The organism is Weissella confusa (genome assembly GCF_004766315.1).
GTDB classification, from domain to species: Bacteria; Bacillota; Bacilli; order Lactobacillales; family Lactobacillaceae; genus Weissella; species Weissella confusa_A.
This window is the reverse complement of sequence record NZ_PVSN01000021.1, coordinates 55429-80431: the sequence shown is the minus strand read 5'-3', so window position 1 is coordinate 80431 and position 25003 is coordinate 55429. Positions and strand designations below refer to the sequence as shown.

23 protein-coding genes and 1 riboswitch are annotated in these 25003 nt (G+C 45.6%); of the genes, 2 read left to right on the top strand and 21 right to left on the bottom strand.

What is annotated here, in order from left to right; all coding sequences use genetic code 11:
• Positions 1-15: 15 nt before the first annotated feature.
• The 21 genes from C6P11_RS03810 to C6P11_RS03710 form a co-directional block, all read right to left on the bottom strand.
• Positions 16-678: a histidine phosphatase family protein gene (locus C6P11_RS03810; RefSeq protein WP_135518716.1), complete on the bottom strand. Its 663-nt coding sequence runs from the start codon at positions 676-678 to the stop codon at positions 16-18.
• A gap of 216 nt (positions 679-894) precedes the next feature.
• Positions 895-3684, bottom strand: coding sequence for an isoleucine--tRNA ligase (gene ileS / locus C6P11_RS03805; RefSeq protein ID WP_135518714.1), 2790 nt, complete (start codon positions 3682-3684; stop codon positions 895-897).
• 290 nt (positions 3685-3974) lie between these two features.
• The gene (locus tag C6P11_RS03800) at positions 3975-4610 is read right to left on the bottom strand and encodes a DivIVA domain-containing protein (RefSeq protein ID WP_135518712.1); all 636 of its coding nucleotides are present in this window, start codon (positions 4608-4610) and stop codon (positions 3975-3977) included.
• A gap of 14 nt (positions 4611-4624) precedes the next feature.
• Positions 4625-5410, bottom strand: a complete 786-nt coding sequence (locus tag C6P11_RS03795; protein ID WP_135518710.1) for an RNA-binding protein — start codon at positions 5408-5410, stop codon at positions 4625-4627.
• An 11-nt stretch (positions 5411-5421) separates the two neighbouring features.
• Positions 5422-5685 carry a YggT family protein gene (locus C6P11_RS03790; protein WP_135518708.1) on the bottom strand — a complete coding sequence of 88 codons (264 nt, stop codon included), beginning with the start codon at positions 5683-5685 and terminating at the stop codon, positions 5422-5424.
• 11 nt (positions 5686-5696) lie between these two features.
• A complete protein-coding gene (locus C6P11_RS03785; protein WP_135518706.1) occupies positions 5697-6170 on the bottom strand; it encodes a cell division protein SepF in 474 nt (157 codons plus the stop codon).
• Positions 6171-6181: 11 nt separating this feature from the next.
• Complete coding sequence (gene ftsZ / locus C6P11_RS03780) at positions 6182-7435, bottom strand: cell division protein FtsZ (RefSeq protein WP_135518704.1); 1254 nt, start codon at positions 7433-7435, stop codon at positions 6182-6184.
• Between the two features lie 39 nt (positions 7436-7474).
• Positions 7475-8839: a cell division protein FtsA gene (ftsA, locus tag C6P11_RS03775; protein ID WP_135518702.1), complete on the bottom strand. Its 1365-nt coding sequence runs from the start codon at positions 8837-8839 to the stop codon at positions 7475-7477.
• A gap of 141 nt (positions 8840-8980) precedes the next feature.
• Complete coding sequence (locus C6P11_RS03770) at positions 8981-9910, bottom strand: cell division protein FtsQ/DivIB (RefSeq protein WP_135518700.1); 930 nt, start codon at positions 9908-9910, stop codon at positions 8981-8983.
• 31 nt (positions 9911-9941) lie between these two features.
• Positions 9942-11039, bottom strand: a complete 1098-nt coding sequence (gene murG, locus C6P11_RS03765) for an undecaprenyldiphospho-muramoylpentapeptide beta-N-acetylglucosaminyltransferase (RefSeq protein ID WP_135518698.1) — start codon at positions 11037-11039, stop codon at positions 9942-9944.
• An 11-nt stretch (positions 11040-11050) separates the two neighbouring features.
• The gene (gene murD, locus C6P11_RS03760) at positions 11051-12394 is read right to left on the bottom strand and encodes a UDP-N-acetylmuramoyl-L-alanine--D-glutamate ligase (protein WP_135518696.1); all 1344 of its coding nucleotides are present in this window, start codon (positions 12392-12394) and stop codon (positions 11051-11053) included.
• Between the two features lie 105 nt (positions 12395-12499).
• Complete coding sequence (gene mraY / locus C6P11_RS03755) at positions 12500-13492, bottom strand: phospho-N-acetylmuramoyl-pentapeptide-transferase (protein ID WP_135518694.1); 993 nt, start codon at positions 13490-13492, stop codon at positions 12500-12502.
• A 29-nt stretch (positions 13493-13521) separates the two neighbouring features.
• Positions 13522-15633 (bottom strand): penicillin-binding protein, encoded by a 2112-nt coding sequence (locus C6P11_RS03750; RefSeq protein ID WP_245299764.1) that lies wholly within the window; start codon positions 15631-15633, stop codon positions 13522-13524.
• An 82-nt stretch (positions 15634-15715) separates the two neighbouring features.
• A complete protein-coding gene (gene ftsL, locus C6P11_RS03745; protein WP_135518690.1) occupies positions 15716-16093 on the bottom strand; it encodes a cell division protein FtsL in 378 nt (125 codons plus the stop codon).
• Between the two features lie 44 nt (positions 16094-16137).
• Positions 16138-17082 (bottom strand): 16S rRNA (cytosine(1402)-N(4))-methyltransferase RsmH, encoded by a 945-nt coding sequence (gene rsmH / locus C6P11_RS03740; RefSeq protein ID WP_003608214.1) that lies wholly within the window; start codon positions 17080-17082, stop codon positions 16138-16140.
• A 44-nt stretch (positions 17083-17126) separates the two neighbouring features.
• Entirely contained in the window at positions 17127-17561 is a 435-nt protein-coding gene (gene mraZ, locus C6P11_RS03735; protein WP_003608212.1) for a division/cell wall cluster transcriptional repressor MraZ, read from the bottom strand.
• 509 nt (positions 17562-18070) lie between these two features.
• Positions 18071-18451, bottom strand: coding sequence for a hypothetical protein (locus tag C6P11_RS03730; protein ID WP_135518688.1), 381 nt, complete (start codon positions 18449-18451; stop codon positions 18071-18073).
• A gap of 48 nt (positions 18452-18499) precedes the next feature.
• Positions 18500-19246 carry an RsmE family RNA methyltransferase gene (locus tag C6P11_RS03725; protein ID WP_135518686.1) on the bottom strand — a complete coding sequence of 249 codons (747 nt, stop codon included), beginning with the start codon at positions 19244-19246 and terminating at the stop codon, positions 18500-18502.
• A complete protein-coding gene (gene prmA, locus C6P11_RS03720) occupies positions 19246-20199 on the bottom strand; it encodes a 50S ribosomal protein L11 methyltransferase (RefSeq protein ID WP_135518684.1) in 954 nt (317 codons plus the stop codon). The genes C6P11_RS03725 and prmA overlap by 1 nt, the downstream gene beginning before the upstream one ends.
• A gap of 154 nt (positions 20200-20353) precedes the next feature.
• Positions 20354-21775, bottom strand: coding sequence for a pyruvate kinase (gene pyk, locus C6P11_RS03715; protein WP_135518682.1), 1422 nt, complete (start codon positions 21773-21775; stop codon positions 20354-20356).
• Between the two features lie 162 nt (positions 21776-21937).
• Positions 21938-23407 (bottom strand): amino acid permease, encoded by a 1470-nt coding sequence (locus tag C6P11_RS03710; RefSeq protein WP_135518680.1) that lies wholly within the window; start codon positions 23405-23407, stop codon positions 21938-21940.
• Positions 23408-23509: 102 nt separating this feature from the next.
• A riboswitch (Lysine riboswitch) is annotated at positions 23510-23688 on the bottom strand.
• A gap of 187 nt (positions 23689-23875) precedes the next feature.
• On the opposite strand from C6P11_RS03710, the gene C6P11_RS03705 reads away from it, so the two are divergent.
• Complete coding sequence (locus C6P11_RS03705; protein ID WP_135518678.1) at positions 23876-24523, top strand: hypothetical protein; 648 nt, start codon at positions 23876-23878, stop codon at positions 24521-24523.
• A 3-nt stretch (positions 24524-24526) separates the two neighbouring features.
• Positions 24527-24988: a GNAT family N-acetyltransferase gene (locus C6P11_RS03700; protein ID WP_135518676.1), complete on the top strand. Its 462-nt coding sequence runs from the start codon at positions 24527-24529 to the stop codon at positions 24986-24988.
• Positions 24989-25003: the final 15 nt, after the last annotated feature.

The following is a 25003-nucleotide window of genomic DNA, read 5'->3' as shown; positions in this document are numbered from 1 at the left end:
AAATCCTTCTTCTCTTTAAATTGTATTTGAGGCATCACTTGCGACACCCAAATAACTTGTATCATTTCGTGAAATTTCCGTAAACGTGTGACCATCATGCGTTTCTAGGATAGATGTACTTGTGTTACCCAAGCCACCTCGCGCACGCAAATCAGCCAGCGGAATACCTGTAAGACCACCCATTCCGGTCGTCAACGCAGCGCCGTGGCTGAAGAAAACCAAATTAACATCTTCGCCACCGTATGTTGCAACAGCTTCTTCAACCGCATCACGAAAGCGCTTTCGGACGCTTTCGAACGACTCAGATCCTTCAACTTGGCTTGCATCGAACTTCTCTGGGTGGTTACGAGAAGCATCGTACATGTCATACCAGCCTTCTTGAACTTCAGCGAAGCTCATCCCTTCCCAAACACCGAATGAAAACTCCTTCAAACCGTCCATAAACGTCAACTCAGGACGCTTATTTAGCATTGCTAAGGTTTCTTCGGCAGTGATGTGAGCACGCTTGATAGGGCTTGAAAAGGCGTGTGCAAATTCAATATCCTTCAAGTGATTACCAAGCATTTTGATTTGGTCGTATGATTCAGGCAACAATGGTGAGTCACCACCTGCCCCCTGAAAACGGCCCTCTGCGTTCCATTCTGTTTTACCGTGGCGGATGAAGTATAGCTTCGTCATGCGTTGGTCTCCTTCTCTTTAATTGGTTATGTATTTAAGGTAGTGGTGAATGTCCGTCCTTACGGCCGGAGTGTTTGGCCCCTTCTTTTGCACGTTAACGCTTCGACACTAACCACAAACTATATATCCTCCATTATAGACGTAAAAACGCCGAGAGACAAAAATCTCCCGGCGTTTTCCTGTTATCGATATTATATTTTTAGTGTGTAACCGTGATTACTCCAAACCTTCAGTCAAAGCCTCAGGGAAGTTCTCGCGGACGATTTGTGCTTCGTGTGCTGACAACATTGGGAAGTCAGGATCTGCACCCAAATCAGTGTGGTACATACGATCACGTGGTGACTCTTCACCTTCTGCGTGAGCAACCGCAATCTTGTAACCATCAAAGTCCGTTGCATCACCAGCTTCATCAGCTGATGCCACGTGCAATTGAGAAACAAGCAACAAGACGCGAACATCTTGTCCCAATGAATCCAACCAAGCCTTTTGGTCGTCAGTCAAGAACAACGTTACCGCTGCTTCGGCTGGCTTACCAATCAACTTAGCATCACGTGCAACTTCAAGCGCCTTGTTAACGGTATCGCGCAACGTCATGAATTGTGACCACTTAGCCATCAATTCGTCAGCGTTAGCAATGTCTTCAACAACTGGCATCTCAGTCAAGTAAGCAAAGTCGCCTTCTTCGTGCTCTAGGTACTCGAAGATTTCTTCGGCCGTGTGTGGCAAGATTGGCAACAACAACTTGTCCAAGTCTACCAAGACCTTGTACAAAACCGTTTGCAATGACAAACGGGCGTGTCCCTTAGGCGCTTCAACATACAAGATGTCCTTAGCGAAGTCCAAGTAGAACGCTGACAAGTCAACGTTAATAAAGTTGATAACCAACTTGTTTACTGCTTGGAAGTCGTATGCGTCGTAGGCAGCCTTAATGTCGGCAACCAACTTGTTAAAGCGAGCATAGAAGTATTGATCAGCTGCGACCAAGTCATCGAAGGCAACCGTGTCAGCCTTTGGATCAAAGTCTGACGTGTTAGCCAACAAGAAACGCATCGTGTTACGGATCTTACGGTATGTTTCAGACGTTTGTGACAACAAGTCCATTGACACACGAACATCGGCTGATGAATCAACTGACGTTACCCACAAACGGATAATTTCAGCACCCATCTCCTTCACCACTTCGTTAGGTGAAATGATGTTACCCAATGACTTAGACATCTTCTCACCATTTCCGTCCAAGACGAATCCTTGTGACAAGACTGACTTGTAAGGGGCCTTACCAGTTACGGCAACACCAGTGATCAATGATGAGTTGAACCAACCACGGTATTGGTCAGAACCTTCCAAAACCAAATCTTCTGGGAAGCTTAGGTTTGGACGAGTGGCCATAACACCTTGGTGTGAAGTTCCTGAATCGAACCAAACGTCCATGATGTCCGTTTCCTTGGTAAATTCGCCATTTGGTGAGTGCTCGTTTGAGTAACCCTCTGGCAACAAGTCCTTGGCCTCACGTTCGAACCAAACGTTTGAACCGTGCTCAGCTACCAAGTCAGCGATGTGGTCAATGATTTCAGGGTCAACAATTGCCGTACCATCTTCAGCGTAGAAGATTGGCAATGGCACACCCCAAACACGTTGACGTGAGATAACCCAGTCGCCACGGTCGCGGATCATGTTGTACAAACGCTTCTTACCCCATTCTGGTTGGAACGTTACATCGTCCAATGCGTCCAAAATGTCTTGACGGAAGCTATCAATTGAAGCGAACCATTGTGGCACAGCACGGAAGATAACTGGCTTCTTAGTACGCCAGTCAAATGGGTAGCTGTGAACAACTGGTTCGTGCAAGATCAACGCGTCAGCTTCTTCAAGCTTTTGCAAAGCAACCTTGTCAGCGTCTTGGTAGAAGACACCTTCAAAGTCAGGACCAGCTTCAGCCGTCATCTTACCTTGGTCATCAACGTTCATGATAACTGGCATGTTGTAACGTTGACCGGTAGCAAAGTCATCTTCACCAAATCCTGGGGCCGTGTGAACCGCACCAGTACCGGCATCTGCCGTAACGTAATCAGCGTTAACAACCAAAATCTCACGGTCCATGAATGGGTGCTCAGTTGTCACCATTTCAAGTTCCTTACCAGTGAAGGTTGCGACAACTTCGTACTCGTCCCAGCCGAACTTAGGTGCAACGGCACCCAACAAAGCTGAAGCAACGATGTACTTCTTGTCTGAACCCTTTGGTTGGATTTGTGAGTATTCGAAATCAGCGTTCAAAGCCAAAGCTTGTGAAGCTGGTACCGTCCAAGGTGTCGTCGTCCAGGCGATGAAGTACGTGTCGTTATCCAACAAGCCCTTACCGTCCTTAACGCGCTCTGAGAAGAACGCCGTGTCTGACTCAATGTCGTGGTATTCGATTTCAGCCATTGCCAAAGCAGACTCTGATGACCATGACCAGAAGACAGGCTTCTTACCACGGTAGATCAAGTTCTTCTTGGCCATCTCACCGAAGACGCGCAATTGTGCAGCTTCGAATTCAGGCAACAACGTCAAGTATGGGTTATCCCAGTCAGCTGAAATTCCCAAACGCTTGAAGTCGGCCATTTGCGTCTTAACTTGCTTACGTGCAAATTCTTCGGCCATCTTACGCCAGATAACTGGTCCAACCGCCTTGCGATCCTTACCAGCCTTTGTCAATTGTTGTTCAATTGGCAAACCGTGCGTATCCCAACCAGGGACAAATGGTGCGTAGAAACCATTCATTGACTTGTAACGAACGATGATATCCTTAGAAATCTTGTTCATTGCGTGTCCAATGTGAATGTTTCCGTTAGCATATGGAGGGCCATCGTGAAGCATAAATGATGGCTTACCTTCGTTCATCTTTTGACGTTGCTCATAGACCTTGTTCTCGAACCAGATGTTTTCACGTTGTAGCTCAGTTTGTGGTAGGTTACCACGCATTGGGAACTTCGTCTTTCCTAGGTTCAAGGTTTGCTTCATCTTCATAAAAGTGCAATCCTTTCTGTTCAATTCAAGTGCTACCGCGTTGACATGCGGTTTACCCTGAAACTAAAAAATCCCGCATCGGCCAAATAGCCAATGCGGGACGTCATGTCAACGTGGTACCACCCGAATTCACGGCAAAAAGCCGCCTCTTCTGTGTATTTAAAAAATCATTCTTGCTGATAAACAAGCTGCGTGACCATCCTAGGCTCTCACCGGGTAAATCCTAGGTCGCTGTTTGGAATACATCTTGCCGTTTGGTCAAGAAACCATGATTACATGATAACGAAAAATTAGTCCTTATTCAAGAAGTTTTCTTCGTTTTCGTTTGATTCAGGGAAGATAACAACCGTCTCGACCTCTGAACTAGCTTGTGACGCAGCTGACTCTGGTGCAACCGGAGCGGCTGATTGTGGTTGTTGGAATGCAGCAGGTTGTTGGAATGCAGCCCAGTCATCAGTCTTAACCAAGTCCAATTGTGCGTTCAACATGCCTTCAATCTTAGCCTTGAATGCGCCCATTTCCTTGTTCAAAGCATCGTGCTCAGCAACCAATGCTTCGTTCTTTGATTGAGATTCAGTCAACAATGAGTTGGCCTTAGCGTTAGCTTCCATAACAATCTTTTGTGCTTCAGCTTGTGCTTGTTGCAACGTTGCCTCAGCTTCAGCTTCAGTTTGCTTCTTCAAACGGTCAGCTGCTTCTTGGGCGATCAAGATTGATGAGTTAACAGATTGCTTCATCTCTTCAACTTGCTTAGCGTTAGCATCTGCTTCAGCCAATTGCGTCCTCAAAGTTTGGTTCTCTTGTAGCAAACCATCGTAGTCCGTTACGATTTGGTCCAAGAAAGCCGTTACTTCAGCCTTGTCGTACCACTTGTTACTCTTTGTGTTAAATTCCTTAGCGTGAATCTCTTGTGGGGTCAATGCCATGATCGTTCTCCAATCTATTTCTTAATGACGGCCAGTGTGACGCGCCATTTATCTTTTTTTGTTATACCATTTTCAGCTAGCAATTTCATGCGACCGAACCGGCGCACTGAAATTAAATCGTTGACCGCCAACATAAAATCTGGTCGGTCAATCTCGGTCCAATTAACTCGGACCATGCCACGCTCAACTAATTCTTTAGCATGCGTTCTAGATACATTATACCCATTAGCCACTATAGTATCTAGTCGAAGGGATGACACAGTTGTATTGATATCGTCCCACTCCTCTTGTGGTGTGACAATATCAGCTAGCATCATTGGTTCAAAACGAACCTTTGTTTTACCAACGTGATCCAGTGATGACGTGATAAATCGCGCCATCTGCTCCGTTGCAACAAGCTGCCAATCACCATCTTCGCTACTAATAATGTCCCCGAAACTATCTCGAGATAAGCCATTGTTAATTAGTGTACCAAGCACTGTACTATGATGTAGTTCAGCAAACTTGGTTGGATAGTTGATGCGGATTGCAGCAATTTCAAAATCGTCCTGTTGCACATCGTAGTAATCTGGTGCAATCAAGGACCGCGCACTTTCGGCATCAGTATAGCCACCAGAGTGAGCAATCTTTAACTCATCATGCTGGTTAACCAACGTCTCCAAAATATATCTCTGCCGCGGGTTCAAAAAATTCGTCAGTACTGGACGATACTCATCCAATGCCTGACGAATTAAGCCTTGCGCTACATCAATAAATGCAGCTTCGCTCGGGCGGAAATGTTGTGATACATTATCTGCCATATTTTATCTCTCTAGAATGCTTGTGCAATTGCGCGTAGGCCAACTTGAGCAGCTTGCAATAGTAGCAAACCAATCAATGGGGTAAAGTCGATAATTCCCGTACGAGGCATCACACGGTGAATCGGATCAACGACGATTCCGGCAATACGACCTAGCAATTGTCCCAAGGCTGATTGTTGTGCCCCGGGCAACCATGACATCAGCACCCAAATCAAGATTACGAACTCCATGGCACGCAAGACCAACATCAATAACGATAAAATGAGTGTTAACATTTGGTCACCTATTAATTAAATTGTTGTCCCAAGTTTTTAGAAATCGTTCCTGAAATCTCAAAATTGTGAGGCGTCGCAAGGAAGATGCGCTCACCAACACGTTCAATGATACCGTCAACAGCAAAGGACGTCCCACCCAGGTAGTCAAGCACACGCTTTCCCGTGTTTTCATCAATTGAACCTAGGTTTACGATAACCGCTTCGCCAGCCAACAATTGCGTCGCAATTGTTTGGGCATCAGCGTACGTACGTGGCTCATACAATGCAATCTTTGACGTCTCACCTGGACGTGAGCCATCCATTGGCAAAACGTTTGGACGACGTGCTGCCGTTGGACGTGTTGCATTTGCATTATTAGCCTTAGTCTTTGACGTTGCTTGTTGTGCAGGTTCTTGCACGTATTGCTCTTCCGGTGCCTCTTCTTCTTCATAGTAGTAATCACTATCTGATCCCATGAAGAAGTTTCTAAAATTCTCAAAAGCCATCGGTTGTCTCCTTACTTTTCGCCGCGCTTCATCCAGTTGAAGTAAGCTGGACGCTCAATTTCTTCGTCAGCAGCTGTGTTTTCTGATGAAAGCGGTTGAACTGGTTCAACCGGTGCAGCTTGTGCAGGCGTTGCTTGTTGTGCGGGCTCAGCCGTCACGTTCCAGTCAGCAAAAGGATCTGTGTTAACTGGTTGTTGTGGTTGAACTGGTGCAGTTTGTTGTTGCACAGGTGCTACCGGCTCAGAAACTGCCTCAAATGGGCTAGCCGTGTTTGCTGCACCCAAGTTGATTTCTGGACGTGGCGTTGCCGGACGATCAATACCAGTTGCAATAACTGTCACAACCAACTCGCCTTCCATTTCCATATCAATCGTCGTACCGAAGATAATGTCAATGTCTGTTCCAGCAGCTTGTGCAATCGTCTCTGAAGCTTCTTGCGCTTCGAACAATGACATGTCTGCGCCACCCTTAACTGAAAGCAAAACGTTCGTAGCGCCTTCAATCTTAGCTTCCAACAATGGTGAAGCGATGGCCTTGCGCGTTGCTTCGGCAGCACGGTTTTCACCAGAAGCTGACCCAATACCCATCAAGGCAGTACCTTGACCGGCCATCGCTGTCTTAACATCGGCAAAGTCCAAGTTGATGATACCAGGCTTAGTAATCAAGTCTGAGATACCTGAAACACCTTGCAACAAGACATCATCGACCATCTTGAAGGCTTCCATAATTGGCGCCTTCTTATCAACGATTTGTAGCAAGTTGTTGTTGGCGATAACAATCAACGTATCAACGTTTTCCTTCAACTTAGCCAATCCTTCGGCAGCTGACTTGCCACGCTTTGGACCTTCAAATGAGAATGGACGTGTTACGACACCAATCGTCAAAGCACCTGAGTCCTTGGCAATCTTAGCAATAACTGGTGCGGCACCAGTACCAGTACCACCACCCATTCCAGCAGTAACGAAGACCATGTCTGCACCAGCCAAAGCATCAGCAATTTCTTGCTCGCTTTCCTTAGCAGCAGCTTCACCAACTTCTGGACGAGCTCCAGCACCCAAACCACGAGTTGCCTTAGCACCGATTTGAATCTTGTTTTCTGCAGCTGAACGCTCCAACGCTTGGGCATCAGTGTTGGCTACGATAAACTCAACACCTTCAACACCGTCATTCACCATTTGGTTAACGGCGTTTCCACCACCACCACCGACACCAATTACTTTAATCGTTGCGCCGTACTCTTGGTTCATATCCATTTGGAAATCCATAACGAGCTCCTTTTTTCTCACTTATCTTTTCTTTTTTGTTTAGTCGAAGAATTCCTTGAAGAAGTTAAAGAATGCACTCTTCTTCTTAGGCTTCTCTTCATCATCGTAATTGACATCATCCATGTCATTAACTGATGGTTCTACCACCGTTTGACTTTCAGGTCGAACAGGTCGGCGATTTGTCGCTGGCTTTTGCACTGGTGCTGCCACCGCGATTGTTGGTTGACCAACAACTGTTAATGGCAAGCCATACAAGGCTTCCTTCACAATCAATTGAATTGGTGATTGTTGCGCAGCATAGTGAACCAAAGCCCAGGCTCCGGCATAACCAGGGTGACGCAACCCAATGTCAGTTGGTGAAAATGGCTTAACTTGCACATTGTAGACACTACGAATTGCTTCAGTCATGCCACGCAAGGCAGCACCACCACCGGTAACAACAATGCCACCTGGCAATTCAAACGCCCCAACAAGTTGTAGCTTCTCGCCAAGCTTGTCCAAAATTTGCATGAGACGCGCTTCGATAATTTGTGCCAACAATACCTCAGAGATTTGCTCAGTTTCTTCTGAACTTACCTTCTTGATAACAAGCTTATTATCTTCACGAGCCATGCTTGAAAGCGCCAAACCAGAATCAAGCTTCAACATGTCTGCATCATGCAACCCAACTTCCAAAACTGCACTAATATCGCGTGAGATATTATCGCTTCCAGCTGGGAAAGTTGATAGGAACTTTAGTTGATGATCATGAACAACGGTTGCCGTTGTGTGACCAGCACCCATGCCCAAAATGATTGTGCCGAATTCCTGTTGTCCGTCATCCAAAATCGTCTTGCTATAAGCAAGTGGCGTCAACACGAAGTCGCGTAATTGCAATCCAGCTTTAGCAATTGCCATACGCAAGTTCCCCATCACATTGCGAGGAGCTGTATAGGCAACCGCCTTCATTTCTAGACGCATTCCCACCATATCGTTTGGATCTTGAATACCATCAAAATCATCTACGATAAATTCGGTAGGCAATAGTTCAACAATTTCGCGATCGCTTGGCACGTTAACTTTAACAGCTTCTTTCACGGCTGCTGAGACGTCTTCATACGAAATATGTTGACTATCCTTTACCGTCACCGTACCGCTAACATTTTGAATTTGAATGTTGCTTGCAGGCAAGCTAGCCACAACTTCAGTGACTGGCGTGCTGGTTTGCTCATTGATTTGTGCAACTGCTTGTCGAATATCATTAGCTGTTGCTTCAATATCCACAACAACACCGCGCTTAACGCCGTGGGCAATCGAACGACCAACCGCCACAATGTTAGCTTGCTGATCTCGAACATCCGCCGCTAGCACTTTTATCGTGTTTGTCCCGACATCGAGACCAACTATTAACCCGTGGTTGGCCATTTGAGTACCTCCTTAACTGCCAATCAGTTGATGTTTAAATAAATAAACAATTCTTTAAGATAATACCATACTTTATAAGGGTTCTTCCAGACCTCTTGCGGGATTATCCCGTTTTTGTTTGGAAAAGAAATCCTAGCTTTCTTATTGTCCGTATGGTGTGAAATATGCACCGACTTGTAAGTCGGCGATTCCGGTTTTATTATCCAGCGATGCAGCCATAGCTGGGTAATATTTCAGTTTACTTGCCAGGTCATCTGCGCTAATCAAAACTTCATTACCATCATTCATATACAACTCAAGACGTTGATTATTTTGCTTTGTTGGTGACCAAACAATTTCAGAAACCGAGCGGCGTAATGCCAATGGTAGTTTACCAAACTCAGCTAAAACTAATTTTAAATCAGCAACTGAAGTGAAATTGTCATACAGTGGCAACCCACCAACCGGTTGATCCGCCTCAGCACTCGTCAACATCTTGCCGTTTTCCAAAATTGGATAGTAATGCGTATCTGCTTTGACGTAACCCACTTTCACGATTTCGTTGACCTTGATTTCAATGGTGTTATCAGAACCCAATTCAAACTTAAGACCTGAAATTTGCGGATTACGTTGTGCAGCCATTTTACTGAAATAATCAGCTTGATGGAGCGTCGTCAACAGTGGCCGGCCGGTTTTCAATTGTGCTGCGTCCAACACAGCTTGTTTGCTAAGACTTTCTGATCCCACCACTTTATAGTGATTCACTTGACTCAGTGGTGACATCAAGTAAATTAAGACACCTGCCAATACCGTTAGTGCAGTTGCTGAGAGAATAGCACCACTCTCGTAGGGAAAGAGAATCGGCTCGGATTCTACAACCGGCTCAAAACTTTCGGCCACCGAGTCTTCGGGTTCTTCAGCAAACGTTTCACGTAAGCGACGAGGTAGTTTTAATTCACGACGAGCCTTTTTTTCTTTCGACTGGCGTGTAGGCAATGATGACCAGTCATCTTCCGACAACAATGCATCTAAGTGCGCTTGAATATCACTTGACTTCGTTCCTTTTGGCTTCGATTCATTTTCTTTGGCCATCATGTGCCTCCTTTCCAATCGTTAGGTTAACTTATTTAATAACTATTTTAATCAACTTGATGAATTGATCAGCTGCGTCAGGTACACCCAATTCCTTGGCTGCCTTGGCCATCGCAGCGCGTTGATCATCGTGCGTCATCAAGTGGTCGATTGTGCCAAACAACGTTGTACCTGAAAGTGACTCTTCAGTAATCATTTCAGCTGCACCGGCTTCAACCAAGCTACGGGCATTCTTTGTTTGGTGATCATTCGTCACGTATGGGCTTGGAATCAAAACCATTGGCTTACCCAATGCCGTTTGTTCCGCCAAACTCGTCGCACCGGCACGTCCAACGACCAAATCCACAACTGGCATCAATTGTGGCATGTTACCGATGTAAGGTACAACAGCAACATTTTCAGCTGGTACGACACCACCGGCACGTAAATCTGCTTGTACGTCGTCATAGCGCTTGCCACCCGTAACGAAGATAACTTGGTATGGACGGTTAGCAAACTTTGACATACCTGCAACCATGGCCTTGTTCAACTTCAACGCCCCTTGTGAGCCACCGAAGATCAACACCGTTGGCTTATCTGCAGACAAGTGCAAGGTATCCCAATCAAACGATCCTTCACCGTCAACGACTTCTTGGGCACGTGGATTTCCAACAACCGTTGCCAAACCATCCTTAAAGGCTGATAGTGCCGCCGGAAAGGCAACCCCGACCTTCGTCACATGACGGGCCAAAAACTTGTTTGTGACACCCACAACCGAGTTTTGCTCGTGAATAACCGTTGGAATCTTAAGTTGTTGGGCTGCATATAGCACTGGACCAGAAACATAACCACCAGTTCCAACAACAACATCTGGCTTAAAGTCTTCCAGCATCTTCTTAGCCTTGCGAGTAGCCGTCAAGAAAAGATAGACCGTCTTCACATTATCAAGTGACAATGAGCGACTGAACCCTTGCACGGCCAAAGCCTTAAAGTCGAATCCAGCTTCTGGCACGATTGACTTTTCCAAGCCACGTTCACCACCGATGTACAACACTTCGGTATCTGGTTCCAATTGCTTCAATTGCTTAACCGTTGCTAGCGCTGGGTAAATGTGTCCCCCAGTTCCACCACCTGAAACAACAATACGCATATCTATCTCCTCTACTTTCCTTCGCTGTGAGCCTTAACAGCTGCCACGAACAAATCACCACGTGTTTCGAAATTAGGGAATTGATCCCATGATGCTGCAGCTGGTGATAGCAAAATAATGTCACCTGGCTCACTCAATTCGAAAGCCGGTTCAACCGCATGAGGCGCATCCTCAGCATGAACCACTTCAATACCAAGCGCCTCACCGACTGCTGCAACCTTATCCGCCGTTTGACCAAAGACAACCAAAGCCTTTACGTGTGGCTTCATCGCTTCAAGCAAACGCATTTGGTCGTCACCACGATCTAGACCACCAGCTAGCAAAACAACGGGTGCCTTAAATCCTGATAGCGCCATTTCCGTTGCCTCAATATCAGTCGCCTTTGAATCGTTATAGACTTGACGTCCTTCAAACGTGCCAACATATTGCAAACGGTGCTCAACACCGCCAAATTGGCGCAATGCCATCGCAATTTGATTGCTTGGCACATTCATCAACTTACCAACAGCAATCGCAACCAACGCGTTTTCGACGTTGTGATCGCCTGGTACGCCGAGTTGGTTAGCCTGCATGATAGCTTCACCACGGAAGTACAACGTACCATCTAGTTCGTAAGCACCATCTTGACTCACGTTTTGACGTGAAACTGGGACAACCGTCGCTGCAGTTTGCTTTGACAATTCGACCCATTCTTCGCGGTCAACATTGATAACCAAGAAATCATCGGCTGTTTGATTCTTTGTGATACCCATCTTAGCGGCGACATAGTTTTCGCGTGTGCCGTGGTAATCCAAGTGAGACGCGAAAATGTTTGTGATAATCGCAATATTTGGCTTAGCCGTTGGCATCCCCATCAATTGGAATGATGAGAGCTCTGTGACAAGTGTATCGGTCGCACGCAACGTTGGGGCAACCTCACTCACCGGCGTCCCAATATTTCCGGCAACAACAACTGCATGCTCGTCATCTGCTTGCGTACGTAGCACAGCTGCAATCATCTCAGTCGTGGTTGTCTTACCATTTGAACCCGTTAATGCAATCCAAGTTCCCTTGATGTAACGTTGCGCCATTGCAACTTCAACGAAAATTGGAATACCAGCTTCCTGCGCTGCGGCCAAAACTGGAATACGATATGGAATTCCAGGATTCTTAACAATTAGGTCGACGTCAGCTAGCAACTCATCAGTTTGTTCCGTTGTGAATACAACACCTTGTGCTTGCAAAGCAACCACGCGTTCATCCGTCAAATCCAATTTTGGGTCTGAAACTGTCACTTGCGAACCTTCGTTCAACAACAAAGACGCAACGGCTGCCCCAGAACGTGCAAAGCCAATTACCAAAACATGCTTACTCATGATCAGATCCCCTTTAAAAAGTTATGTACGCGGGGCGATCCCCGCTCGTTTGCATAATGCAAAAAGTCTTATAACGACTTAATATTTGTTTTAGTGAATAATGATTTACTTAAAAATCACAAGGTACAAAACCGCCGCAATCAATCCGACTGCCCAGAAGAATGTATCAACTTGCCACTCATTCCATGGCTTATCTGCGTTACCAGTCAAACCACCCTTTTCAAAACTGTGGTGAATTGGTGTCATCAAGAAAATACGCTTCTTGAAGAAGTGATAGCTTGTGACTTGAATCATAACCGTCAACGTTTCGACCATGAAGACGAAACCAATCAACAACAATGACCACTCATGGTGCAAGACCAGTGAGTTCATCGCCAAGCCGGCACCCAACGCCAATGATCCGGTATCACCCATGAAGATTGATGCTGGATAGTGGTTAAAGACCAAGAATCCAAGCAATGCCCCAATCATCAAGGCATCCAACAAGACCATCGTCATGTCACCTTGAACGAACGCGATAATCAAGTAGGCAACGTAAGCGATAATCGCTGTACCAGATGCCAAGCCGTCCAAACCATCCGTCAAGTTCGTGGCATTTGACCAACCCACAAGCCAGAAAATCGTGAACAACGTGTAAACGATGATACTGTTGATGCTACCCAAGTTAAATGGCAAATCCAACGTGAAGTCAAAGTGGCCCAAGAATAGCACCGCAACCGCTAGCAATGCAGCAGCAATTTGTGAAAATAGCTTTGGCAAGAAACGAAGCCCTTCATCACGGTGATTAAAGACCTTGATACTGTCATCAAAGGCACCAACCAACGCAAACACAATAATGGCAATCAACGTTGCCCAACCTGTTGAGGCGTTAGCGCCTATCGCAAAGGCCAAGATGATGAAACCGATAATCACAACCGGAATAAATCCTGCCCCACCCATCGTAGGTGTTCCTGCCTTAGCTGCGTGATCTGGTCCATTTTCACCAGTACGCATCACCAATTGTTGCACCTTAATTTTCTTAAACCAATTTCTCAAACGCGGTACTACGATGATTGTTGCGATCAACCCCACCAATAGTCCGAGTAACAAAGTCGACATTTGACTTCTCCTCTCTTATAAACCCTTATTTATTCCGCTTTCGCGTTTTTAAACTCAACCGTTATTTCATGATAGCCATCTGCCAACTGGGTATCAGGCGTAATTGATCGTGTTGCCACAAAGCCATCCCCCTTAATAATTGGCTTGATATCAGCCAACTTTGCCCAAGCTAGCACATCACTCTTCGACCATCCGTGCATATTTGGCACCACGATATTTTCACCAGTGTTCAAGAAGACGCGTTGATTCGTCAAAGACTTTTGCGCACCTGCTGGTGTCTGTTTCTTGATTGTATCGCCGTCACCCATTACAACTGGTGTCAAATTAGCTGCCGCAACTTCTTTTTCTGCCTCATTGGTTGATCCACCAACAACCGTTGGGACAGTCACTTGTTGGTCTTCACTGACAACAACTTTATTGTCAGAATCCGACATCGTTAGTGCTTGTTGCATCACCGTCACGAACATATTGGACATATCCGTCGCAATATTTTGCGTGTTCTGCTGTGGTTCCTTCGTCACAATGTACATCAAGTATCGTGGATCATCAGATGGCGCCATTCCCATCCATGAATGGATTTCGTGGGTATTGTCGCCTGGTGATGAATAACCTGTCGAAGTCGCGATTTGTGCCGTTCCAGACTTACCGGTCGTACGAACATCTGGGATTGCATAAGCTTGACCCAAACCGTACTCAGAGTAAATAACATCTTCCAATTGCTTACGCGTTGCCTCAGCCGTTGATTTCTTAATTGGCTTTGCAACAACCTTACGCTTGGCCTGGTAAATCACCTTCTTGGTATTTGGATCAACAATCTTTTCAACAAGGTTCGGCTTGATTTCCTCACCATTTCCAGCGATTGCTGTATAGGCTTGAACCATTTGCAAAGGCGTTACCGAAATGGCCTGTCCATAAGATGTATTCGCTTGTTCAATTGGATACTTAAACTGCATCAAACCAGTTTCTTCACCTAGCAAATCCGAATCCGTTGACTTCAAGAAACGGAATTTATTAATGTACTTGTGCCAAGTTTCAGCACCCATCTTTTGCTCGGTCAACGCCATCGCAACGTTTGAAGACTCGGCAATTCCACGTGCATACGTAATCGTTCCCCAACCTTGACCATTGTTCCAATCAGTAACGCTCTTATCACCGATTTTCAAGGTTCCAGATTGATAATACGCATCACCATCCCAGTTACCAGTATCAATTGCTGCTGCCAGCGTAATTCCCTTCATAACTGATCCCGGCTCATAAACAGAACCTGAAATTTCGTTTGTCCAGTAGTCACCGATACCTTCACCAGTGGTTGCATTAAATGAAGGGCGTTGCGTTGTCGCAACGATATTACCCGTCTTCGTATCAAGTACAATTGCCAGCGCTGACTTAGGCTTCATATCATCATACAAATTTTGCATCTTCTCTTCGAGCGTCGTCTGCAACTTTGTATTTATGGTTGTATAAATATCATACCCGTTTTTTGCAGATTGGTCTTTCTTTGAGACACTCGAATCTGTATCATCGGCCGAAGTTGTCTTCACACCCTTCTTACCAGTGAGTTGTTTGTTGTACTTTTGTTCGATTCCCATCAGACCAACAATGCTTTGTGCCCCAGTCTTATCATCAGTCTTTTCACTCGTATAGCCGATGACATTTGACGCAAAAACACCGTTTGGATAGAAACGTGACGCACTATTCGTAAAGGTGATACCCGGTATCTTCAATTTGTTGATTTTCTTATACGTCTGGGAATCTAGTTTTAGTCCACGTGAACCAAATTGTACCTGCTTCAACTTGTTAGCCCGACCTTTTTTCAAGGTCTCCACATAAGTCTTCGGATTACCACCCAAGATGCCAGCTAATTGCTTAGCGACCTTCTCATCTTGGCTTGGTGCAACGTAGGCCGGCTTGCCTTTACTTGTTTTTTGCGTATCGTCAATCACTGCCGCCAATGTGTAGGTTGTTGCATTCTCAGCCAACACATTTCCGACTGAGTCAAATATTTCGCCGCGCTTGGGCTGAACTGCATTCTGACTTCGGTAAACTTGTTGAGCGGCTTCGTTTAACTTATGCCCCTTCACGTCCTTTGTGATGGCAACATAAGAAAAACGGACCCCCAACACAACCAAAATCAGCAACATAGTACTCACGAGAACAAGACCCGTGATACGACTGTTTTTATCCGATTGGTTACGTTTTGGCATCCGCTGTTTCTTAACCATGCTACTTCACGTTCCTTATGTTTTGGTTTTGAAGCGTCAATCCGTTCTTAGCCGCAACATCGTTCAAACGACTTGGGCTCGTCAAATCACTCACTTCTTGCTTCAAATCATTGTTTTGATTGCGTACCTTTTCAAGGGAAGCTGACGTTGTCGCCAATTGTGAGTTTGCTGTTGCTGCGCGATTTGACGTGTGTACGACAACCATCGCCATGAAGACAACAACAAACGCAGTCGCTACGCAAAAGGCGATATCAATGGCGTTAAAGCCGGGCTTTTCTAGCTTGCGCTTACGCTTAACCACACGAACGCTTGGACGTTGTTGTGGTTGATTAACTTTGCGCGGTGACGTTGTGTGCGTGTAGTTTGGCATTGCATCCATGATGTTCAGATCCTTTCTTCACCGTCCATCATGGGCGGCCTATGCTATCGTAGTCGTTCGATGACGCGCAACTTCGCTGAATGAGCGCGGTGATTGTTAGCCATTTCTTCTTCTGAAGGCAAGATTGGCTTACGCGTCACGAGTTTATAATCAGGTTGCATCTCATCCGGAATGATTGGCAAGCCAGCTGGCAATTCAGGAACTGCCGTCTTTTCCTTAAACATCGTCTTAACCAGGCGATCTTCAAGTGAATGGAAAGTGATGACCGAAATACGACCACCAACCTTCAACATATCCAAAGCTTGTGCGAGTGATTCTTCGACCACTCCCAATTCATCATTCACGGCAATTCGAATGGCTTGGAATGAACGCTTGGCCGGATGACCACCCGTTCGACGAGCCGCTGCAGGAATTGCTGACTTGATGACTTCAACCAATTCAAACGTCGTTTCAATTGGTTGAATCTCACGTTGTCGCTCAATCGCACGTGCGATTTGCTTAGCGAACTTTTCTTCACCGTAACGTGACAAGATTCGTAGCAAGTCGTGGAAATCCCACTCGTTAACTACCGTACGCGCTGTCAATTCTTGTGATTGATTCATGCGCATATCAAGTGGTGCATCATAGTTATATGAAAAACCACGTTGTCCGTCGTCGAATTGTGGTGATGACACACCCAAATCGTAAACGATACCATCAATTTCAGTGACCCCAACCTCAGCAAGTGCATCACGCAAGTTGCGGAAGTTATTTTGAATGAAGGCAACTTTACCTTCAGCTAACTCAGTGGCCAAATGTTCTTTATTGTAGTTAATTGCCGTGATGTCTTGATCAAATGACCAAAGCTTTCCGGTTGTCAAACGACTTGCCAACAACTGTGAATGACCACCGCCACCCAACGTTGCATCAACATATGTTCCGTCTGGCTTAACATTTAAATTATCAATTGCTTCGTTAAGCAATACGGTTACGTGATTGAACTCCGTCATATGTAATTGCCTGTTCGACCTTTCTAGTTCGTATCAATTTGCTGTTAGAAGCCCAAGTCTTCCAATCCATCAGCAATATCATCAAAATTCTCTGCAGTTTCTTCTTCGTAAGCTTGCCACTTCTCGGCACTCCAAAGTTCGAATGTATCATCACCCAAACCGAAGACCGTGACATCCTTATCGATATTTGCGTATTCACGCAAGGTTGGTGATAGGTTCACACGCCCTTGCTTGTCGAATTCAACTTCTGTCGCACCACCGAAGACAAAACGCTTAAATTGGCGCGCCTTGGCATTCGTTTCTGGCAATGCATTAATCTTAGTTGAAAAATCTTCCCAGCCTTGCATCGTGTAGGCACGCAATGAGTGATCCATCCAGCGTGTAATCACAAAGGATTCACCCAACTGATTGCGGAATTTTGCGGGGATAATCAACCGGTTCTTAGTATCCAACGTGTGTTGGTAAGTTCCCATGAACATCGGCGATACCCCCTTTCAATTTATTCAGCAATTTCAGATGCTGTGGCGTATTGAGAATAGTCGACATTTCAATACATTTAATTTACCACAATCTCCCACCTTCCACCACCTACCCCCACGTTCTACCACTGGGATATATGGTGTATTTTAGGGTTCAAAAGCCTATTACACCGGCTCTGACGCTCCTTTTTAACAGTCACTTTACAAGTTTTCGAATAACTTTAGAAAATGAAGAATTTTTTAAGGTTATAAGGCCAAATCCTTGATATACCAACGGTTAACAACTTAGTTATGAAGATGGTGAGAGGTGGGGGACAGTGGGTGGGAAGATTAGGTGGTGGAAAGTGGTGGGGATTTGAACAAAAAGTGGGCGGCATCCCCACCGACGCCATTAAGCCATCGATAGGTTTACTTCAACCTACGCCGTCGTAGGTCCCACTCCCCACTCAGTGCCCAAAACCACACAAAAAAAGCGACCTCAAGACTGAGGTCGCTTTTTCGATAGTTATTTAAATTTCGCGGAAGCCGCCATCAACTGGAATTTGATCCTCGATGTCGATTTCTTCCTCTTGTCCACGTGTAAAGGCAAACAACTCAATGACGAAATAAAGGGCCGCCAAATAGTAGCCGTACATTGCTGAGTTCAAATGTAGCCAAACTGACACCAAGAACACGACCGGCCACACAAACATCAAGTACCAGAACGCCCCTCGCTTACGCAAGAATGCGCCTGCAATGGCACTGAAAATCATGTTTGCCACAAACAATGAAAAAATAATTTTAACATTCGCTGTCAACGGTGATTCGTTAATCAAAAACGGTACTAACCACCCCAAGATTGGCATCCAAATCCAGAACCGCCAATCCCACGCTTCTTTCAAACGCTTCATATCAATTCCCCTTTTAACATCCCTGCAACGATGTTAACCTTAAAAATTCTAACGTGCTAACTCAAGTGCGTAGCTTAGTGCACTTAGCGCATAAAGCGGTGCAGTCTCAGCCCGTAAAATACGTGGGCCCAATCCTGCTGGCACAAAGCCAAACGTCTTCGTTAGTAAGTCTAACTCACTTTCCTTTAAACCACCTTCAGGTCCAACCAAAAAGGCAATTTTGTCACCCGCATTCAAACGACTGAATTGCGCAACCAGTTGCGCTGTTTCACCCTGTTTGGCGCTCTCTTCCCAGGCAACAATCTTAACCATATCATCCGGCAACACCAAATCACGTAGTTTTTCAACATACGTCACATCTGGCACACGTAAGCGGTGCGATTGTTCAGCAGCCCCTTGGGCAATCTTCTGCAATCGCGCAAGCTTCTTATCGGCCTTCATGCCCCAGTGTACAACCGACCAATCCGTCTCCACGATAATCACATGGTGAACACCTAATTCTGTCGCTTTTTGAACAACCAATTCAGGCTTATCACCCTTAGCAAGGCCAAGAATGATTGTGGTCTCCACTGGCAATTCAACATCAGTAGCCACTTCTTCAACCACGCGCATTGTCGTCGTTTCATCAGCAATTTGAATTACTTCAGCCACCACCATGGTTTGTTGATCAGGATACACAAATTCTGCCTGTGTCCCTTCCTTACCACGAAGGACGGTCATTAAATGATGTTGCACATCTTCTGGCAAAATAAATTCTTGACCGGCTGGCGCTTCAGTCAAAAAATAACGTTGCATTATTCATCCTCGCTTTTACGGTGAGCAATCAAACCATACCATTCACCAAGCTTCATCGTTTCATCAAGTGCGTAGCCATTCTCTTCCAACTTCGCAATAATCGTTTGTGCCTTGTCTTCATAAATACCTGACAACAAGAACTTACCACCTGGGCGCAAAACGCTATCAACTTGTAGAATCAATGGTACAAGCACTTCAGCCAACATGTTCGCCACGACGATATCGAATTCTTGGGCCGGTACATCGCTTAGCAAGTCGCTGGCCATCACTTGAATATCTGAGGCAACTGGGTTCAAATCCAAATTACCTTGGGCTGATCGAACGGCAACCTCATCAATGTCAGTTCCAAGCACCTTATCAGCACCCAACAACTTTGCAGCAATACCAAGCACACCTGAACCAGTTCCAACGTCTAGCAAACGCTCACCGCCACGTACGACGATTTCAAGCGCTTGCATCATCAAGCGTGTCGTTGGGTGGGTACCAGTTCCAAAGGCCATTCCAGCGTCCAAAACAATCACTTTTTCACCTTCTTGGGCTGGTTGGTATTCTTCCCACTTTGGTACGACTGTCAAATGACGCGTCACACGCACTGGGTGGTAGTACTTTTGCCATTCAGTTGCCCAGTCTTCATCCTTAACGGCACTCGTTGTTACCTTACCTGGTGTTGCATCAAGTCCAAATGACGCCAATTGGTTCACACGCATTTGCACATCGTTAATCACTTCAGGCAAATTAACGTCTTCTGCAAAATAACCAGCGACCGTCGCACCTGATTCGCGGTGCTCAACAACATCCCAATCAACCCATACAGTGGCATCAGCAGGTTCGTAGCTGTTCACATCTGCTGCGTCATCGATTTGGATACCTTCTGCACCGGCTTCCATCAAAATGTTGCTGACAGCTTCAACAGCCTCAGTTTGTGTCTCAACAATTATTTCTTGCCAACTCATCAGCACTTCCTCATCACTTCGTTATAGTCTTAACAACAGAATAACATAAAGTTGCCTAAAAATGTTGTCTGCTTTAACCTGCTTCTTTGCTTTTCGCGACAACAAAAAAACGAGAGATACAATGTATCTCTCGTTCTTAATTAACAACTAATAATTAGTCGACCGTAACGATCGTCATCAAGTTAGTCGTACCTGAAGTCGTTACAGGAATACCTGCAGTAACGATGATAGTATCACCCTTTTCTGCCAAACCTGCAGCAACAACTTCCTTCTTAGCCAATTCGATCAAAGCGTCAGTGTTGTCCACTGCTTCTGAGATCACTGGTTGAACACCCCAGTAGATCGTCAATGAACGTTGTACACGCTCGTCGAACGTCAATGCCAAGATATCAGCGTTAGGACGGTACTTTGAGATCATCTTTGCCGTGTAACCTGAAGTCGTTGCAGCAACAATAGCCTTAACGTTCAAGTTTTCTGCAGCCGTAGCAACAGCAGCAGCAACTGATTCAGTAACGTCTGATGCGTCGAAGTCGTTTACGTGACGGCCGTTTGCTGCCAAAGCAGTTTCAGCCTTCTCGTCGATGCGTGCCATAGTAGCAACAGCAGCAACTGGGTAAGCACCGTTAGCTGACTCACCTGACAACATAGTAGCGTCAGTTCCGTCAAATACGGCGTTGGCAACGTCGGAAGCTTCGGCACGCGTTGGGCGTGGGTTCTCTTGCATTGAGTCCAACATGTCAGTAGCAGTGATAACTGGCTTACCGGCAGCGTTCATCATGCGGATCAAGTCCTTTTGTACCAAAGGAACGTTTTCTGCTGGGATTTCAACACCCATGTCTCCACGAGCAATCATCAAACCATCAGAAACCTTCAAGATTTCGGCAAAGTTGTCGATACCTTCTTGTGATTCGATCTTAGGGAAGATCATAACGTCTTCCTTACCAGCTTCTACCAACAAAGCACGGATGTCTTCAACGTCTGAAGGCTTACGTACGAATGAAGCGGCGATGTATTGGATACCTTGTTCCAAACCGAAGCGGATGTCATCGGCATCCTTTTCAGTGATACCTGGCAAGTTGATTGAAACACCAGGTGCGTTAACACCCTTACGTGATCCCAACAAACCGTGGTTTTGAACTTCAGTAACCAATTCGCGGTTAGCTTCGTCCTTTTCAGTGATCAACATGTCGATCTTACCGTCGTCGAACAAAACGTGTCCGCCAACCTTAACGTCGTCGAACAAACCAGGGTAAGTTACGGCAACCTTTTCCTTAGTACCTTCAAGAGAAGCATCCATTGAGATGCGAACAACATCACCGATGTTGAACTCAATCTTACCTGGCTCTTGAACAGTTGTACGGATTTCGGCACCCTTAGTGTCCAACAAGAATCCTACAGTCTTACCTGAAATCTTCTCAGCTTCGCGCACAGCGTTCATACGACCCAAGTGCTCTTCGTGGTCTCCGTGTGAGAAGTTGAAACGTACAACGTTTGCACCTGACTCGATCAACTTAGTAATAGTCTCGACGTCAGAACTAGCTGGTCCAAGCGTTGAAACAATCTTGGTCTTCTTCATGATCTGAAAAATCTCCTTCGTTTTGTGTTGATAGTGTATCTATCTAACTGACATTAATTGTACTATTTTTCACTTTTTTTGTACACAATTTTTGTTTGTTATCTGTTCCAATATTCAAACAAAAAACACACAAGCTTACAGCTTGTGCGTTTTTGAACATTATTATTGTCGTGCGTCCGTATCCAAATCAACTTCCGTCAACTTACGCAACTTTGTCTTGTGCTTAATCTTGTATCCAAGGTACAACCCAATAAACAATGGTAGTGACATGTACGTTGTGATAATTCCTGACCAGTTCCAGTGTGAAATTGGTCCTTGGAATGATGCCAAATCTTGTCCAACAACAACGACGATTGACAATACCAAAGCCAAGATTGGGCCAACTGGGAACCACTTAGCATGGTAGCGGAGCTTCTTCACATCACGACCTTGTGCGACAAAGGCACGACGGAAACGATAGTGTGAAATCGCGATACCAATCCAAGCGATGAATCCAGTCAAACCTGAAGCAGCCACCAAGTAGTAGTAGATGCCAGGTCCGAAAACAGACGTGACGAACGTCAACAAACCAACGGCAACCGTAGCCAACAAAGCTGGTACTGGAATACCCGTGTTGATGTTAACACGTGCGAATATCTTTGGCGCCTTTCCTTCAACGGCCATAGCGTACAACATACGCGTTGAAGCGTATACACCAGAGTTAGCTGAAGAAATAACTGACGTCAAGATAACAGCGTTCATAATTGAAGCGGCAGCAGCCAAACCAGCTTGCTTAAAGACCAAAGTAAATGGTGAGACCGCAATGTTTGTTTCACTTGAACGGAGCAAGTTTGGATCCTTGTAGTAAATCAATGCCCCAATAATGAAGATGGCAAGGATGTAGAACAATAGGATACGCCAGAAGACTTGCTTGATAGCCGTTGGCACTGACGTTTCTGGTGTTTCTGACTCACCAGCCGTAATACCAACCATTTCAGTTCCTTGGAATGAGAAACCAGCCACCATGAAGACGGCTAGCATACCACCAACACCACCAACAAATCCGTGGTTACCACCAGCTGACAAGTTACGTGGGACATCCGGGTGATAAGCCATGATACCGAAGATCGTTGCAACTCCGATGACCAAGAACGCAACAACCGCAACAACCTTAATTGTTGCCATCCAGAACTCAGTTTCAGCGTATGACTTAGCTGACATCAAGTTAATGACCGTAATCAAGAGCAACACTAGTGCTGACCAAATCCAACTTGGAACATTTGGCAACCAGTAGCCCATGACCACACCGACCGTTGCCGCTTCAACCGCAACCGTAATTGCCCAATTAAACCAATAATTCCAACCCATGGCAAAACCGAAAGCAGGATCAACGAAACGATCGGCGAACGTTGAGAATGAACCTGAAACTGGCATGTAAGTCGCCATCTCACCCAAACTGGTCATCAAGAAGTAAACCATCAAACCGATAACCGCATAAGCAGTCAGGGCTCCGAATGGTCCAGCTTGTGCAACCGTTGCACCTGAGGCAACGAACAAACCAGTTCCGATTGTCCCACCAAGGGCAATCATTGACAGGTGACGCGTCTTCATCGTGCGCTTCAGCGTCCCTTGATTCTGTTGATTATCTGACATAATTCCTCCTATATAGAGAGGCCTAATCGCACTCGTGAGAACGAAAAAAGTCCCCAGTTCATACCATCGCATAAACTAGGGACCTCGTTTGAAATCATTAGTGTTGTCGATAGCGCTCCGCAGCCGACGAATTTTGCTGCGACAGTCCTTCCGTTGTTCACGTAAGGACCAACATGTTTCACCGCCGTGAAAACACATTTCGGCAACCGCCCCTTTAAATCAACCGCCTTGTCTGCCGACTTGGTTGACCACTCATGTTGGTTGCGACCTCTATGTCATATTTAATTTATGAAACTAAGTATAAGCATGTTTTCAGGCGTCGTCAACCCAACTCGCAATCTAATCCCAAAAACTTCTTAAATACCGCTTAAGCATAAAACTTAATCACACCCTTTTTAAAAACATTGATGATACGATAGAGGAAAAGTTAGTTAACCACATTGGTTGTTAAAGGAGTTGTCGATTATCATGATCATTAAGCCCTCTAAAAGCCGGCTTATTATGCTAATAATAAGTGTACTGGCGTTTTTAATTCTAACCATCAGTACTTTCGTCAGCGCACCAACGCTGACCCTGATCGATTCAACCGAGCAGAATTTTTTAGATAGCCTGGCCCCTGCGTCACTATCGACATTAACTAAACCATTCGTTTTGTTTAGTCACGGCTTGTTATTTGGCCTGGTCATTTTTGCACTTGCCTTTCTACTTTGGGGCTTTAAGTTCAAAATTCCAGCTGCTTGGATTGTCCTGACAACTATCAGCGGTTGGTTACTGATTAACATCTTTTCGTTAATTTTTCACCACCGTTTAGCCGGGCAGGTCACCCAGTTTCCAGCCCATACCATGTTTTTCGTCACGTTACTTTATTTCTTTCTCAGCAAGATTGTCGTGCCGGAGTTGAAATCATTTCCGCGTCAAATTGCTGGTCAAATTATTATTTTAACGGGGTGGATTCTCACCTTTATCGGCACGATTCTCTCAACTAACTACACATTTTCTGATGCTGTGGCTGGCTGGCTACTCGCGATTGCTTGGTTACAACTCGCCGCACAGTTCTATGGTAATTACGCCCCGCGCGCGTACCGCATGAACGGATTCAGTAATTCATGGTTCTAAAAAATGGCTAAAATCACCTTACGTTCCTGGCAATCGACAGACTTCGATGCCTATGAAAAATTAATCGCACAACCTGAAATTATGCAAGGAGCTGGTTTGCCCGATGCAGACACGCAGCAACGTCGCATGATGTTTGAAACGGATTTATATCAGCCATTCCAGGCTGCCATCGTGTATAAATCACAAATTATCGGTAGCATTATCACCTACGCACGGGTCTCAGAAACCGGCGACTTCATCCCCAATGAATATGACCTGGCCTATTTCTTAGATAGCCGGTTTACAGGTCACGGCATTATGACCCAAGCTTTACACAGCTTTATTGCAGCACTACCGAACCCAACAACTCTACTAGCTGAAACATTTGTTGATAACGTCGCTTCACAGCGTGTCTTGGAAAAGCTTGGTTTCATTAAAACGGGTGCTTACAACAACATCATTGCATACAAAAAGCCGATCAGTTAGATCGGCTTTTTGTAT

Bases quoted from the DNA above. Each gene is read 5' to 3' on its own strand.
- C6P11_RS03810 (WP_135518716.1), bottom strand. From the start codon at position 678: ATGACGAAGCTATACTTCATCCGCCACGGTAAAACAGAATGGAACGCA.
- ileS (WP_135518714.1), bottom strand. From the start codon at position 3,684: ATGAAGATGAAGCAAACCTTGAACCTAGGAAAGACGAAGTTCCCAATG.
- C6P11_RS03800 (WP_135518712.1), bottom strand. From the start codon at position 4,610: ATGGCATTGACCCCACAAGAGATTCACGCTAAGGAATTTAACACAAAG.
- C6P11_RS03795 (WP_135518710.1), bottom strand. From the start codon at position 5,410: ATGGCAGATAATGTATCACAACATTTCCGCCCGAGCGAAGCTGCATTT.
- C6P11_RS03790 (WP_135518708.1), bottom strand. From the start codon at position 5,685: ATGTTAACACTCATTTTATCGTTATTGATGTTGGTCTTGCGTGCCATG.
- C6P11_RS03785 (WP_135518706.1), bottom strand. From the start codon at position 6,170: ATGGCTTTTGAGAATTTTAGAAACTTCTTCATGGGATCAGATAGTGAT.
- ftsZ (WP_135518704.1), bottom strand. From the start codon at position 7,435: ATGGATTTCCAAATGGATATGAACCAAGAGTACGGCGCAACGATTAAA.
- ftsA (WP_135518702.1), bottom strand. From the start codon at position 8,839: ATGGCCAACCACGGGTTAATAGTTGGTCTCGATGTCGGGACAAACACG.
- C6P11_RS03770 (WP_135518700.1), bottom strand. From the start codon at position 9,910: ATGGCCAAAGAAAATGAATCGAAGCCAAAAGGAACGAAGTCAAGTGAT.
- murG (WP_135518698.1), bottom strand. From the start codon at position 11,039: ATGCGTATTGTTGTTTCAGGTGGTGGAACTGGGGGACACATTTACCCA.
- murD (WP_135518696.1), bottom strand. From the start codon at position 12,394: ATGAGTAAGCATGTTTTGGTAATTGGCTTTGCACGTTCTGGGGCAGCC.
- mraY (WP_135518694.1), bottom strand. From the start codon at position 13,492: ATGTCGACTTTGTTACTCGGACTATTGGTGGGGTTGATCGCAACAATC.
- C6P11_RS03750 (WP_245299764.1), bottom strand. From the start codon at position 15,633: ATGTTGCTGATTTTGGTTGTGTTGGGGGTCCGTTTTTCTTATGTTGCC.
- ftsL (WP_135518690.1), bottom strand. From the start codon at position 16,093: ATGGATGCAATGCCAAACTACACGCACACAACGTCACCGCGCAAAGTT.
- rsmH (WP_003608214.1), bottom strand. From the start codon at position 17,082: ATGACGGAGTTCAATCACGTAACCGTATTGCTTAACGAAGCAATTGAT.
- mraZ (WP_003608212.1), bottom strand. From the start codon at position 17,561: ATGTTCATGGGAACTTACCAACACACGTTGGATACTAAGAACCGGTTG.
- C6P11_RS03730 (WP_135518688.1), bottom strand. From the start codon at position 18,451: ATGAAGCGTTTGAAAGAAGCGTGGGATTGGCGGTTCTGGATTTGGATG.
- C6P11_RS03725 (WP_135518686.1), bottom strand. From the start codon at position 19,246: ATGCAACGTTATTTTTTGACTGAAGCGCCAGCCGGTCAAGAATTTATT.
- prmA (WP_135518684.1), bottom strand. From the start codon at position 20,199: ATGAGTTGGCAAGAAATAATTGTTGAGACACAAACTGAGGCTGTTGAA.
- pyk (WP_135518682.1), bottom strand. From the start codon at position 21,775: ATGAAGAAGACCAAGATTGTTTCAACGCTTGGACCAGCTAGTTCTGAC.
- C6P11_RS03710 (WP_135518680.1), bottom strand. From the start codon at position 23,407: ATGTCAGATAATCAACAGAATCAAGGGACGCTGAAGCGCACGATGAAG.
- C6P11_RS03705 (WP_135518678.1), top strand. From the start codon at position 23,876: ATGATCATTAAGCCCTCTAAAAGCCGGCTTATTATGCTAATAATAAGT.
- C6P11_RS03700 (WP_135518676.1), top strand. From the start codon at position 24,527: ATGGCTAAAATCACCTTACGTTCCTGGCAATCGACAGACTTCGATGCC.